We start from the raw sequence: 12,178 nt of genomic DNA, 5'->3' as shown, positions 1-12,178 counted from the left end.
GATGGCATATGAAGAGCAACTGACGCGGGTGCTGTCCTCGATCGTCGCGGCCGGGGAGGCCGGTCGCAATGGGCCGGGCGGGATGCTCGACCCGCTGAACTTGGCCGTAATGGGCATGACGCTCGCGGCTGACGAGCTGGAGCGGCGTGCGTCACTGGATCCGCAGAGAGGGGCGAAGCTGCAGCGCGGCTTGAGGGCGATCCGCGCCGCGCAAGGAGTTGCGACTCAGGTGGCGAACAAGGGCGGGCCGTCTACCCCAGGCACGACGGCGGTGCAGGGAGTGCTGACGGTGCTGGGATCGCAGACGGGACGGGCCAGCTCGGCCGCCAATCGCATCGCGGGGCAGTTGGGCAGAACACCCGGCATCCTGCCGACCGGCGCGATCAAACCGGCAGGCTCGTCTGCAGCTGCGGCGGTGAAGCCGTTTCCGCACCTGCTGGTGATGCAGCCCCTGAAGCCTGGTGGCCGCACGTTTTACTTCAACCTCGACACGGCGGCATTTGACGAGCTCAGTCGCAAGACGGCCTATCGTTGGCAAGGTCAGGAGCGGCTGTCGCGCGATATTGCGCAACAGGGAATCGGGCAGGGTGAGGATCGGCTGACGATCAAGGGGGTGATCTTCCCGACGTTCAAAGGCGGGATCGGCCAGCTCGATGCGTTGCGGGGTATCGCGCGCGAGCTCAAGCCGATGATGCTCACTACCGGCTACGGCTCGGTGCTGGGCAGTTGGTGCCTGATCAGCGTTGACGAAGAGCAGTCGTCGCTGCTGGCTGGCGGCATCCCGCGCAAACAAACCTTCTCGCTGGAGTTCGTGAAGTATGGCGTTGACATGCAGAACGTCTGACGGGGATCTGCTCGACAGCCTGTGCCAGGCGCACTACGGCCACTTGCGCGGCACCGTGGAAGCGGTGCTGCAGGCCAACCAAGGGCTGGGCGATGAGCCGCAGCCGTACCGCGCCGGGGTTTTGATCACCCTGCCTGACCTGGCAGAGCCCGATGCCGAAGAAATCAGGCTGTGGGACTGACCCTGTACCCATTCACCGAGCCCCGCTGATGCGGGGCTTTTCGTTACTGGAGGGCCAATGAAACCGATGTTTCGCATCGTCGCGGATGGCCGGGACATTACGGCGCTGATCAACGACCGACTGCTGTTGCTGCGCACGAAAGACAAACCTGGCATGGAATCGGACGAGTTCGAGCTGCACATCGATGATCGCGAACAGGCGGTCACGCTGCCCCGGCGCGGCGCCAAGATCGAGATCTTCCTCGGCTACGAAGGTCGCACTCTGGCGCGCTTGGGCAGCTATGCCGTCGACGAGCTCGAGCTGACCGGCCCGCCCGACACCCTGACTCTGCGCGGCAAGGCGAGCGACATGCGCGGCAGCGGCAAGACTACGCGCAGCGGCAGCTGGGAGAACGTGCCGCTCTCGCAGATCGTCAGCGACGTGGCGGCACGCAACGGCTGGAAGCCTGGCTGCAACGTGCAGACGAAGGTGCCGCGCGTGGATCAGCGCAACGAATCTGACTTCAATTTCCTGACCCGCCTGGCCAAGCAGTACGACTGCACGGCCAAGGTCGCTAACGGCCAACTGCTGGTGATGCCCCGCCAAGGGGGCACCACCCCAGGCGGTAAGTCATTCGGTGCGGTGGTGATCCGGCGTGAAGACGTGGCGCGCTACTCGTTCCACCTAGGTGACCGTAGCTCGCAGAAGGCGGTGAAGACCAAGCACCAGAACAAGAAGACCGGCGTGCTCAAGACGGTGGAACTGAACAACGACGACGCGCCTGCCGGCGTTCCAGCGGTGCACACCGACCGGCACGTCTATCCCGATCAGAAGGCTGCCGAGCAGGCCGCCCGGGCGCGGCTGGCTGCATTCAACCGCAGCACGGCCGGTGTGCGGCTGGAGATGATGGGGCGTACCGACCTGTTTGCCGAGCGCTCGATCAACGCCCAGGGCTTCAAGAATGGGCTGGATGGTGAGTACCTGGTCGACGGCGTCGAGCACACCTTCAACGGCTCCGGATGGACGACGGTCGTCGAGTGCAATGGCGGCAAGAAGGGCAAATCGAAGGCCAAGGGCAAGAAGAAAAAAGCGACCAAGCCCATGCGCACGGTGGACGTTAAACCCAACTGATTCATAAAGGAGATACACACGATGGCAGTCACAGAACAGCAACTGCAGCAGATCCTCCCGAACGCCGGCCGCCAAGCCGGCGTTTTTGTTCCTGGACTCAATGCGACCATGGGCAAGTACGGCATCGTCAGCCGCCTGCGCATGGCCGCATTCCTAGCGCAGATCGGTCACGAGTCGGGCCAACTGCGGACCCTGAGTGAAAACCTCAACTACCGCGCCGACCGCATCCGCCAGATCGGGCAGAGCTCGCCTGCCGGCAGCCGGTGGCGATCCCTGGTACCACGCGCCAATGAACTGGCCGGCAACCCGGAGCGCTTGGCCAATGCGGTGTATAGCGGACGAATGGGCAACGGACCCGAAGTCACGGGTGATGGCTGGCGGTATCGCGGTCGGGGGCTGATTCAAGTCACCGGCCGTGACAACTATGCCGCCTGCAGCGAGGCGCTATTCGGTGACAGCCGCCTGCTGAGCACACCGGAACTGCTAGAGCATCCAGTGTATGCGGCGATGTCGGCTGGCTGGTTCTGGCAGAAAGCCGGCCTGAACACCCTGGCGGACCTATGCGATCTGCTCACCATCACCAAACGCATCAACGGCGGTACCAGCGGCTTTGATGACCGCAAAGCGTTGTATGCGCGAGCGCTTGAGGTGCTGCAGTGATTTCGCCGGGTGTTCGCCTGGCAATCCTTGCGCTGCTGCTGGGCGCCTGCGTAGGTGCTTGGGCAGGCTGGACCTGGCAGGACTGGCGCTACGGCCAGCAACTGGCCGAGCAGGCCGGCAGCTATAAGGCTGAACGTGAAGCGGCAGCGGCGGCGGTGATCGCGCAGCTGCAGGTTCATCAGGACCAGCGTGAAGCGTTGGAAGCGCGCCTGGCCACTTCGGCACAAACTCACTGGAAGGAGATGAATGATGCACAGAGCGCTCAGGCTCGCCTGCGTGACCGGCTCGCTACTGCTGATCAGCGGCTGTCAGTCGTACTCGACGCCACTTCAACCCCGGATCGTGGCTGTGGGCTGCCAGAGCCCCCCGGCACCGGAAGCGTGGTACATGGCCCCGTACACGCCTACCTTGACCCAGCGCATGCTCAGCGAATTGTCGCCATCACCGACGAAGGCGACCGAGCAATCATCGCCTTGAAGGCCTGTCAGGCCTACGTGCGGCAAGTGACACAGTAGTAAGGAGGCGAGCCGGGCGGATGCGCCAACATCCACCGCCGGCTGAATCCGCGGCCTCTAAAAAGAATTGGTCGGATCCATCGTCGGCCCTATCAGTTTTGCCGGCTTACTCACGCAACTCCGTTATGCTGGCCGAAATCGCGTCAGCGTTTACGTCCAAGGCTCGCAGGACACCCATAACGTTCTCGTGGATGTGTACAGATCCCCTCTCATTAACCCACAGCGATAGCTCCTCAAGAGCAGCCCTTATGGCGATCTGGTTCAGGAGTAAAAGCTCAAGAGCGTCAGCGGTGAGGGACGCATTTTTTTCCATGGGCAGTGTCCATTGCTGAGATTTTTTAGGGCATATTCAAGAAATTTTCAGCTGTACCAGCCCTGTTGCCCAAGAGATCATAGCTGAGATTGCGGTTCTATCTCGGTCTTGAGAGCAGGCTTTACATGTTCGAATCTCTATCCCTCAATACGGTGAATGCCGCCACGGTTCTGCCTATCTGTAGCACGTCTTGCTAGAGGCAAAAATGGGGCAAACCGAGCGCCATTCCATGCCTTTCAATGCCGCACATGAGGGCTCCCGTAGATGAAAAAAAGTGCCCAGGTCCTTATGTACAAGGCCTGGGCGGTCTTTCTCGTCAACACTTGAGCACAATCGGGGTGTAAGAAATCACGTGGGGCGGCTCACGAAATTACCGAAAGTGCTATGGAGGAAGTCAGTGTTGGCCGCTTACAGTATCTTGAGTTCGCTCTTTACACCAACGTTTGCGAATATTATTTTTCCGCTGGGAGTCTGCCAGTGCATAAGTCGCAACGCGGCACCGGATTTTGTTATGTGTGAGCGAAATGCTAGATTTTCATTTCGTTGTATCTGAATCCCAGAGCCTGCATGAGTAAAAAACGGTGAAAGCTGATTTTTGGGGCGGTCAGCTACGATATGACTCATACAATCAATTAGAGTGGTGAAATATCTTTGTTCAAAGTGGGACTGATTGTCTCTCATGCTTTCCATGAAATCGTCGCCGATTGAGAAAGATGACCATTCTACTGTTCGGAGGTCGTCTCCAGCTTCTCTTGCGATGCGAAGTGCATAGGAGTAGATGCCTAATTTAAGATCGTATTTGCTCATATCGGCAGAGAAGAAGTGACTGCCATTAATGTGTGAGAAGTATGACTTGTAAGTTGCGTGGACGGGGATTGGTTGTTTGACTTGAATTGGGAATGATAGTTGGGATGGATGAGCATTTAATAGTGTGCCATTAACCTCGGTCAATGGGGTGAAGGGTGGGTAATGATGAAGTGCGCAAGGACTTTTACCTTGAGTTAGGCTGTAAAGGGCGAGGTTTACGAAAAGCTCTGAAAGCTCAGATGGCCTATTGGGGATATCGTGCTCAGGGATTTCGGGGGCAAGCGTGAGATCATTCCAATCGCTTACCCAAAAATAGTCCCGCTCTTCCATGCTTTTGGCAGTGGAAAGAATTTGATTGACAATGGTTGTTATATCATTTGCGGAATAGATGGAAACGCCATCTTCTTGAATGTTTTTTGAGAAAACCTTATCCGTGGGGAAGCGGTTAGCTAGTTGCAGCTTCAGATACGCTTCATCCTCCAGAAGAGGTGGGTGGCCCGAGTTTGTAACGTCGGCATGAATCTGCATTAAGTCGGTGACAAATTCGTCAATAAGAGTTGGGTCGCAGTACGCGGGTGCGAGCAGGAAGTCACAGGTTATTACCGGTTGCATTGTTACTGGTCCTCGCGATTTTTTTGTTCTTCGGCTGCTCGAATTCGATCTCTTTTTCTCTTGAGGGCGGCTTCTCTAATGATTTGCTCAACTTCTTTATTGTTGTCGTCAAAAAAATCTTTTGGCCAGTTTTCTATTGCGCCATAACGGCTTATGTCTACTTTTTCAAACTGTGATGCGCTATTGTGCTTATTTACGAAGTAAATAGAGCTTATATTTTTGATTTTGTCATCTTCGCTTTGTGCAATTCGCGCCCGTAATCGAGTGATCAGGTACTCACTATGGGTCTCGATGAGGCATTGCCTGCCGCTTAGAGCGACTGCTATAAAAAAGTCACAAAGACGTGATTGAACCCGTGGATGTAGGTGCAGCTCGGGCTGCTCAAAAATGAGCATATCTCCAGCGTCAGAGAGTAGAGCCATTAGGATGATCGGAAGAACTTGGCTGACTCCAACGCCTACGTGGGTCATATCCTGCCACTGATCTGCAGAGTGCGTTTTTACTCTAAGCAAATGTCCCATTTTTCCGGTGTCCACGGTGACAAAGTCTCGCGCTACACCTAGATAGGTCAACCAAGTTTTACATGCGACATCGAGAGGGGTAGCGCTTTCCTTTAACGTTAGTCTTCCGTCATCATCTTGAAGTGGTGAGGAGTAGCGGATGTTTCGGCCCTTATTTACATGAAGAACTGCGGCGGTGTTCTCACCTTTTAAACCTACATTTTTAGGGTCTGCTAGACCGGTGCTTGGGTAGTTCGCTTGAGGTTCAATGCGAAGAGGTCCAAGATATCTCACTGCCCGAGAGAAATAAGCGACTATGAAGTCTTCTAGTTTATCGAAGATCTGTATTGTCTGTGACTCAATTGCAGTTTCTTTCTCGGTTCCTGCATACCATGCATCTTTCAGTATTTCTTGATGTCTTTTTAGCAGATCGAGGATGGCAAATGATATTTCTTTAGGTTGTTGCTGTACAAAGGCCTTGAAAGCCTTGGCTTGGATGTGAGGTGTGTTCTTTAATGAATCGAAGAGTGATGCTGTGAGGGGGAATTTTTGTGAAATTAATTGTTTTTTTACTTCTGAAAAATCAACTGATCTTTGAAGTGCTGTGTTTGAGCGCATCGCTTTGCTAAGGGCTTCGGGGAGAACAAAGTTTTCGCTAAGAGTTTCAAGCTCTTGCTTGATAAGTCGTTGGATGCAATCAATGAATGAAGGAGGTAGTCGAAGTTTCTCCTCGCTCAACTCCAAAAAGAATCCGCCCAGCATAGCTGTTCTTGAACCGCATAGGAAAGGAATGATTCGGTTTGCGGTACGCTTAGTTTTGTCGTAGCTGAAGACTAAATTTTTGGGGATTATTCCGTCTCGTTCAAATCCGATAGGGGTTAGTTCGGGAAATTCTTCGGCGAGAACGGGGATTGAATCGATATCGAAATGTTTGATTTTGAAGATGGGCGCTGTGTCAACAGCTTGGGGGTGAGGTTGCTTATTATATGTATCGTCGTAAACTTGGATCGTTTGTAGGGAGCTGGAACCGTCAATTCTTCCGATGAAGGTGACATCACATTCAATAGGGGTGGGATGGAGTTCATCGTCCAAGCTTCCATCGTAGCTGTTTCGCTTCCCAAGCAGGAGTCTGACTTCAACAGTGTCATCTGGGTCGATGTACCACGGGAAGCGACCTCCAGAGAGCGTGAATTTTACTTCGAAGCTTTTCTCGTTGCTAAAATGGCTTCTGACGTCGGAGATAGAACCTAGTTTAGTTAGCGGTCCATTAAGGATAAACGAGGATCTGTCATATCGAGAAGACAGACTTTGACTCATGAATAATATGGCTTGGATTAAAGAACTTTTGCCACTACTATTTGAGCCGCAGAGAATTGAAAATAAATCTAGAGGTAGAGCGCTTTCATTACAGATAGATTTAAAACGCTTGAGAGAAATGGACTTAAGCATCCGGCTCGTTCCTTCGTTTGCCTTCAAAATCTAACAGTAGCACGAAGCTGGCCTTGCGGCATCACTCTAGCGTTTCGGGATGGAGTGGCCTGGGTCAAAACTGGTTAAGCGATTTTGGAGGAGTCGAGACTGGATGCGGGGCGCGTGACAGGGGTGGTCGAGACCGGTCGTTGGTACAGAATTGGTACTCGGTTAGCTAGATGTTGCTGTATCTCAATGAACACGAAGTCTTCGACGAAAGCCTGCCCAATCCATCATGGGTGCAACGCTGAAGCGGCGAGAGGGCTTAGGATGTATGGTTTCTGGCTTGGAGCCTGATTTTGCAGTCATTTCGTTCAACGTGTTTCGTACCGATCTTCGGGGATTTTGGGGCGTTTTTACCAAACACTTGGTGCAATGCAGCAATCGACCGAGGGCGTGTACCCATTCCCTAAGGCAGCGATCAGATGGCGCAAGAAAGCCGATGGCACCATCAGCGACACCCCGAGATTTGCTTCAACCGCGACAAGACTACAGTGTACCAAGAGAGCCAGGCGTTCGCCCGCAGATAGGTAGCTGTGGCTTGAGCGAAGCGACGCGAGACCGAGTTGGCAAAGCCGGGTGCCATCGAGGGTGCGAACCGCGTTCAAGCGCCATCCACATGCTCAGAGTGGTCGCGTCATGGACTGGTATCAGAGCCGGGAGCGCAGTATTCAAGCGGTCACGCTCGACCCATCGCGGTCGTTATGACCGGTAGAATCTGACCAACTCCAAACATTCGACCCCGGGTAGTGCGATGAAGAAAAACGCAAAAACGGTTGATGCGCTTCTGGCCAGTGACGTAGCAAGCCAGCCTGGGCCTGCTTGCACTCTTGATCCTGATCGCACGGTCCGCATAGCCGACTGTCATTCGATCATCGGCGTACTTCATCACATCAAGCATAGGGGCCGGAATGGGCGCATCGTTACGTCCACCTTAGCTTTCCAACCGCGCACGCAAAGATCAGACGTTGGGCACCCCATCTACCACGCCGCAACGGACCCCAGCCCAGCTTGAGCGAAGGAAATTTGTTATGAGCCACCCTGGTAACGACTTGAGGATCGATTTCGTTGAGGCACTTGAGGAGATCTCGACGCTGATGTCCATGGCATACGAACAGCTAGGCTCAGTGCCGGAAGACCATGCATTAGCTCAAGCAGGTTTGCAAAATGGGGGTGAAATCGTTCTTGACTATGTCGATCACCACGAGGCTGGCTTAGCGTTCGAGCACCTGCTTTACATGATTGACGAACCACCGCTGGTAGTTTCTGAAAAGTGCATGGCCATTCTGGAACGGATCGCAAAGTCTTTGGAGATGCCATTCAAGAGGTGCAAGCATTTACCTACCTGAAGCTTTGCCATAGCTCGTCAGCGGTCAAGCGCGAGTGCCTGTCAACGACCCATTGCTGCCGACTACCTGCATTCTATGCAGACTTGTTGAAACCACGCAGAAAAGGAAGGCCAACACTCATCTGTAGACCCTTGATGCGACCAGAATCGAACGGCGCCTGACTCCGAAGTCAAAAAGTAGTCACCGTTGTCTTCGATGAAAGGCAACCAGTCTCGCGATACGTCCTCGTGACTCCAAGCGTGATCGGCAATTTCAAATATGTCTAAGTGGCTGCTACCTCTCAAGATCACCGCTGCCTCGAAAATCGCGTTTTCAACGTTGCTGCCTCCTTTTAGAAACTGGATATATTCGGCCGGGAAACGGAATTGGAGGATACGCTCTGCTTCTGCGATTTCGGCCTCTGTAGGGATTCGAAACGGGTCTGTTGTCATTCACGCTTGCCTAGTCATGGGGGTGAGCGCTCAACCTATCATGCGAGCGAAGTCATTTATAAACGTGCCAAGCAGTTACCCGCGCCGGAGAACCGTTAAGTCGATTGCTGCCTAAGCCGAATTATGGGAGGGAGTGCGAGAAGATTTTCGCATTTGGCAGTGAACGGTCTTCTTCGAGGGGCAGCAATGGGTCTTACGTAGCCATTCACGCTAAGGCTAATACAGTTTGTAGCCACAGCGCGCTACGGAGGGTGCAAGGACGAACGCCTACAAGGATAAGCAGAGCCATTCAGATCCTGCACCTCATCTGCTATCGGCTCGGGTGCCACCCGCCTGAAGGTCGAGGGGCATTGGCTCTAAGCCTTGGACTTCTTCTTCTTCTTCTTGACACTTTTCATACGCTCGGCTGCCTTCTGCACCGTCGCCTTCTTCTCAGGCCGCTTCATCTTTCGCCATGTGCGAATTTCTTCCTTGGTGCGACCACAGCTCACGCACATCTCGCCGTTCAATCGGCACTGCGATACGCAAGGGTTTTCGATGTCCTTTGCCATATGGATACCCAGTCGATGGAGAAGAGGTGTCGTCGGATGGCCCGCGTTCACTACATACGGAAATTCATGCTGCCCGGTACTCGACGGTCAGGTGGGTGACCTCGTGTACTGACCTTAGTGCGGCCCGTACGTCATCAGCGGAAAACTCGGATGTGCCTTGGAGACTCACGATGGCCGCTCGCGCTTGCGGCCCGACTCGCCATACGTGCAGGTCTGTGATCTGAAACTTGCCGGACTGGTCCAGCAATTCGCGAATTTCCTCGGCGACGTGCCCATCTGTCCTGTCCAGCAGCACCGATGCAGTATCACACATCAGCGACCACGCCCAACGCGCGATGACCACTGCGCCCACGACGCCCATCGCCGGATCCAGCCATACCCAGCCCAGATACTTGCCCGCCAACAATGCCACGATCGCCAAGACGGAGGTCACCGCGTCGGCGAGCACATGCACATAGGCCGAGCGCAGGTTGTTGTCCTCGTCGTGCGAGTGCCCGTGATGATCGTGGGAATGGCCGTGCCCGCCGCCAGCGAGCAACAGCGCACTGACGATGTTGACCATCAGCCCCATCACTGCGATCAAAATCGCCATTGCAAACTGCACCTGCGTCGGCTCGAAGAGGCGCATGACCGACTCCACACCGATGCACAACGAGATCAGGCCGAGAATCAACGCAGAAGCGAAGCCACCCAGGTCGCCCACCTTGCCTGTGCCGAAGCTGTAAGCGGAGTTTTCCGAATGCTTGCGGGCAAACGCATACGCCGCCGCTGCAATGCCCAGTGCGCCCGCGTGGGTTGCCATGTGGAAACCATCGGCCAGCAGGGCCATTGAGCCGGTGAGGTAGCCGGCAGAAATTTCACCCACCATCATCACGACTGTCAGGGCCACGACCCACAAGGTTCGTCTGGCATTGGCATCGTGCCCTGCGCCCAGGAAGTTGTGGCTGTGAACGTGATCAGCAGTGCTCATTTCTGCCTCACTTCGAATATCGGCGAATGGCTTGCAACAGTTCTTCCAAGCCCTGCGCCCGTTCCTGATCGGTCAGACCCGGTTTGGCGACGTGCTCGCGAGCATGATCTTCGATTATCTCGTCGAGCAGCCCATTGATCGCCCCTCGGGTTGCAGCCACCAGATGCAAGGTCTTTGCACAATCGGCCTCACCCTCCAAGGCACGTTCAATGGCCTGCACTTGGCCGGCGATGCGTTTCACACGCTTGAGCAACTCGTCCTTTCCCGCCTGTGTATGCGCCATAGCATACCCCCCTATCCTATGAGGAGGGAATCATGCGCGCGATTGCCCGATTGAGCAAGCCGTCAGGCCTATGGAAATCATCGAGCAAGTTGTGGGTGTCGTAGACTATGTCGATCGGCCCGTGACTGAATTCACCCTGGCAACTTCCAGCTGGGCCTGAAATTTTCAATCTTTGTGAAGCACCCGTGGAGACGGGATCGGAACCGATCTGCTTGTTCTGCGGCTTCCTCTCGAAAAGCAATGATCGTGAAACCTACAATCGACAAATTCATAAACGATGAAATGCATCGCCAGGAAATCCCGGGCCTGAGCCTGGGTATTCTTCGAAATGGCGAGGTGATTTATCACCGAGGATACGGCCAGGCCAACCTCGAACACGGCGTACCGGTGTACCCGTACACACTTTTCCAGTCAGGCTCAGTGGGGAAGATGTTCACCGCAGCCGCCATCATGTTGCTGGTGGAAGACAAACTCATCACGCTGGATGGCGCGCTGTCGGACTATTTTCCGATGGCACCGGTAACGTGGCGGACCATCACCGTCAGGCATCTACTCAACCACACCTCTGGGTTGGGAGAGGACTGCATTGATGTCAGCCGACCCTTCACAGACGAAGATTATGTCCTTCAGGCCTATGACCAGACGCCGGAGTTCGCTTCTGGACGGCGTTGGCGTTACAGCAACCTGGGCTACTCGTTGCTGGGCATTCTGGTCAGTCGAGTGTCGGGGGTTCATTTGGGTGACTTCCTGCGCAGCAGGGTGTTCGAACCGTGCGCAATGATGACGGCGTGCATGATCGATGAATCGCGTATTTTGCGGCATCGAGCGGCGGGGTATGAGCACATCGAGGGTGTCGTGTGCAATCAGGAGCCCGTATCCAAAGAGGCGAACAGGCTGGGATCCGGATCGCTGTATCTCAGCCTGCAGGATTGGGCAGCCTGGGACTCGGTGGTGGCTCGCAGGTCTCTACTGTCTGCGGCCTCATGGCAGGAGATGTTCAAGGCCAGTTTGCTGGGCTGCGGCCAGCGTTACCCGTATGGATTCGGATGGGACCTTGCAACGGACATCGAGGGCAGTCCGGTTCATGGTCACCTGGGTAGCTGGCAAGGGTTCGTAGCAGGGTTTCGCCGTTACGATCAGCGAGGCGTGACTGTCGTCGCGCTGGCCAACCTGGGCGACGCGCAGATTGAAACGATCATCGATGGGGTCGCTGAGCGCTATTCGCCCAGTTTGCGCCTTGCCGAAAGCTTGGCCCCGCCTGGTGAAGAGCCCTTGCTCACGCAGCACTTACGCCAGTTTCTAATGGCCGTTGTTTCCGGCAAACCAAACGAGTCAATGGATTGTGCAGTCTTCGACAGCGTTGAGGGCCTGGACGAACTCACCGAGCAGGTGCAGGAACGCGAGCTTTTCCACCACGTCTTCTCGTTGCACATGACGCATTATCAGCCGAACGGGGACCGTCTGAGCTGCACCTATGATGCGTGCGTGGGCGATGAGACTTGCACGATCTGGGTCGATTTCGATGCTGAACGCAAGACAGTCCTCGGGGCTTTGCTGGACGTCTAGGTATTTGCAAACGCGC

The 12,178-nt window shown here is 55.1% G+C and carries 14 protein-coding genes; 7 read left to right on the top strand and 7 right to left on the bottom strand.

Features of this window, described 5'->3' with window-relative positions:
* Nucleotide 1: 1 nt before the first annotated feature.
* Genes IAE34_RS07475 through IAE34_RS07455 form a run of 5 tightly spaced genes read left to right on the top strand, consistent with a single transcriptional unit; the run spans nucleotide 2 to nucleotide 3,310 of the window.
* The gene (locus tag IAE34_RS07475) at nucleotides 2-844 is read left to right on the top strand and encodes a phage tail protein (protein WP_200138236.1); all 843 of its coding nucleotides are present in this window, start codon (nucleotides 2-4) and stop codon (nucleotides 842-844) included.
* Nucleotides 819-1,025: a tail protein X gene (locus IAE34_RS07470; protein ID WP_200138235.1), complete on the top strand. Its 207-nt coding sequence runs from the start codon at nucleotides 819-821 to the stop codon at nucleotides 1,023-1,025. Before IAE34_RS07475 ends, IAE34_RS07470 begins: the two co-directional genes overlap by 26 nt.
* A gap of 57 nt (nucleotides 1,026-1,082) precedes the next feature.
* The gene (locus IAE34_RS07465; protein ID WP_200138234.1) at nucleotides 1,083-2,135 is read left to right on the top strand and encodes a phage late control D family protein; all 1,053 of its coding nucleotides are present in this window, start codon (nucleotides 1,083-1,085) and stop codon (nucleotides 2,133-2,135) included.
* Between the two features lie 21 nt (nucleotides 2,136-2,156).
* Nucleotides 2,157-2,795 (top strand): glycoside hydrolase family 19 protein, encoded by a 639-nt coding sequence (locus IAE34_RS07460; protein ID WP_200138233.1) that lies wholly within the window; start codon nucleotides 2,157-2,159, stop codon nucleotides 2,793-2,795.
* Nucleotides 2,792-3,310, top strand: coding sequence for a lysis protein (locus IAE34_RS07455; protein WP_442793189.1), 519 nt, complete (start codon nucleotides 2,792-2,794; stop codon nucleotides 3,308-3,310). Before IAE34_RS07460 ends, IAE34_RS07455 begins: the two co-directional genes overlap by 4 nt.
* A 106-nt stretch (nucleotides 3,311-3,416) precedes the next feature.
* On the opposite strand, the gene IAE34_RS07450 is transcribed toward IAE34_RS07455, so the two are convergent.
* The 3 genes from IAE34_RS07450 to IAE34_RS07440 form a co-directional block, all read right to left on the bottom strand.
* Nucleotides 3,417-3,623 (bottom strand): hypothetical protein, encoded by a 207-nt coding sequence (locus IAE34_RS07450; protein WP_200138232.1) that lies wholly within the window; start codon nucleotides 3,621-3,623, stop codon nucleotides 3,417-3,419.
* A gap of 408 nt (nucleotides 3,624-4,031) precedes the next feature.
* Complete coding sequence (locus IAE34_RS07445; RefSeq protein ID WP_200138231.1) at nucleotides 4,032-5,042, bottom strand: hypothetical protein; 1,011 nt, start codon at nucleotides 5,040-5,042, stop codon at nucleotides 4,032-4,034.
* A gap of 2 nt (nucleotides 5,043-5,044) precedes the next feature.
* Nucleotides 5,045-6,991 carry a DUF3696 domain-containing protein gene (locus IAE34_RS07440; protein WP_200138230.1) on the bottom strand — a complete coding sequence of 649 codons (1,947 nt, stop codon included), beginning with the start codon at nucleotides 6,989-6,991 and terminating at the stop codon, nucleotides 5,045-5,047.
* A 1,052-nt stretch (nucleotides 6,992-8,043) separates the two neighbouring features.
* On the opposite strand from IAE34_RS07440, the gene IAE34_RS07435 reads away from it, so the two are divergent.
* Entirely contained in the window at nucleotides 8,044-8,361 is a 318-nt protein-coding gene (locus IAE34_RS07435) for a hypothetical protein (protein ID WP_200138229.1), read from the top strand.
* A gap of 62 nt (nucleotides 8,362-8,423) precedes the next feature.
* Here IAE34_RS07435 and IAE34_RS07430 read toward each other — a convergent pair whose 3' ends face one another.
* From IAE34_RS07430 to IAE34_RS07415, 4 genes are all read right to left on the bottom strand, one after another.
* Entirely contained in the window at nucleotides 8,424-8,792 is a 369-nt protein-coding gene (locus tag IAE34_RS07430) for an SMI1/KNR4 family protein (protein ID WP_200138228.1), read from the bottom strand.
* Between the two features lie 356 nt (nucleotides 8,793-9,148).
* Nucleotides 9,149-9,343 (bottom strand): DUF1289 domain-containing protein, encoded by a 195-nt coding sequence (locus IAE34_RS07425; RefSeq protein WP_200138227.1) that lies wholly within the window; start codon nucleotides 9,341-9,343, stop codon nucleotides 9,149-9,151.
* Between the two features lie 64 nt (nucleotides 9,344-9,407).
* Nucleotides 9,408-10,313 carry a CDF family Co(II)/Ni(II) efflux transporter DmeF gene (dmeF, locus tag IAE34_RS07420; RefSeq protein ID WP_200138226.1) on the bottom strand — a complete coding sequence of 302 codons (906 nt, stop codon included), beginning with the start codon at nucleotides 10,311-10,313 and terminating at the stop codon, nucleotides 9,408-9,410.
* A gap of 7 nt (nucleotides 10,314-10,320) precedes the next feature.
* Nucleotides 10,321-10,596 (bottom strand): metal/formaldehyde-sensitive transcriptional repressor, encoded by a 276-nt coding sequence (locus tag IAE34_RS07415; RefSeq protein ID WP_200138225.1) that lies wholly within the window; start codon nucleotides 10,594-10,596, stop codon nucleotides 10,321-10,323.
* Nucleotides 10,597-10,836: 240 nt separating this feature from the next.
* Here IAE34_RS07415 and IAE34_RS07410 point away from each other — a divergent pair, with 240 nt between their 5' ends.
* Complete coding sequence (locus IAE34_RS07410; protein WP_200138224.1) at nucleotides 10,837-12,162, top strand: serine hydrolase domain-containing protein; 1,326 nt, start codon at nucleotides 10,837-10,839, stop codon at nucleotides 12,160-12,162.
* Nucleotides 12,163-12,178: the final 16 nt, after the last annotated feature.

It is taken from the genome of Pseudomonas sp. S30 (assembly GCF_016518545.1).
In the GTDB taxonomy this organism is placed as follows: Bacteria; Pseudomonadota; Gammaproteobacteria; order Pseudomonadales; family Pseudomonadaceae; genus Aquipseudomonas.
The sequence above is the reverse complement of the archived record's forward strand: the minus strand, read 5'-3'. Positions and strand labels throughout refer to the sequence as shown.

Bases quoted from the DNA above. Each gene is read 5' to 3' on its own strand.
- IAE34_RS07475 (WP_200138236.1), top strand. From the start codon at position 2: ATGGCATATGAAGAGCAACTGACGCGGGTGCTGTCCTCGATCGTCGCG.
- IAE34_RS07470 (WP_200138235.1), top strand. From the start codon at position 819: ATGGCGTTGACATGCAGAACGTCTGACGGGGATCTGCTCGACAGCCTG.
- IAE34_RS07465 (WP_200138234.1), top strand. From the start codon at position 1,083: ATGAAACCGATGTTTCGCATCGTCGCGGATGGCCGGGACATTACGGCG.
- IAE34_RS07460 (WP_200138233.1), top strand. From the start codon at position 2,157: ATGGCAGTCACAGAACAGCAACTGCAGCAGATCCTCCCGAACGCCGGC.
- IAE34_RS07450 (WP_200138232.1), bottom strand. From the start codon at position 3,623: ATGGAAAAAAATGCGTCCCTCACCGCTGACGCTCTTGAGCTTTTACTC.
- IAE34_RS07445 (WP_200138231.1), bottom strand. From the start codon at position 5,042: ATGCAACCGGTAATAACCTGTGACTTCCTGCTCGCACCCGCGTACTGC.
- IAE34_RS07440 (WP_200138230.1), bottom strand. From the start codon at position 6,991: ATGCTTAAGTCCATTTCTCTCAAGCGTTTTAAATCTATCTGTAATGAA.
- IAE34_RS07435 (WP_200138229.1), top strand. From the start codon at position 8,044: ATGAGCCACCCTGGTAACGACTTGAGGATCGATTTCGTTGAGGCACTT.
- IAE34_RS07430 (WP_200138228.1), bottom strand. From the start codon at position 8,792: ATGACAACAGACCCGTTTCGAATCCCTACAGAGGCCGAAATCGCAGAA.
- IAE34_RS07425 (WP_200138227.1), bottom strand. From the start codon at position 9,343: ATGGCAAAGGACATCGAAAACCCTTGCGTATCGCAGTGCCGATTGAAC.
- dmeF (WP_200138226.1), bottom strand. From the start codon at position 10,313: ATGAGCACTGCTGATCACGTTCACAGCCACAACTTCCTGGGCGCAGGG.
- IAE34_RS07415 (WP_200138225.1), bottom strand. From the start codon at position 10,596: ATGGCGCATACACAGGCGGGAAAGGACGAGTTGCTCAAGCGTGTGAAA.
- IAE34_RS07410 (WP_200138224.1), top strand. From the start codon at position 10,837: ATGATCGTGAAACCTACAATCGACAAATTCATAAACGATGAAATGCAT.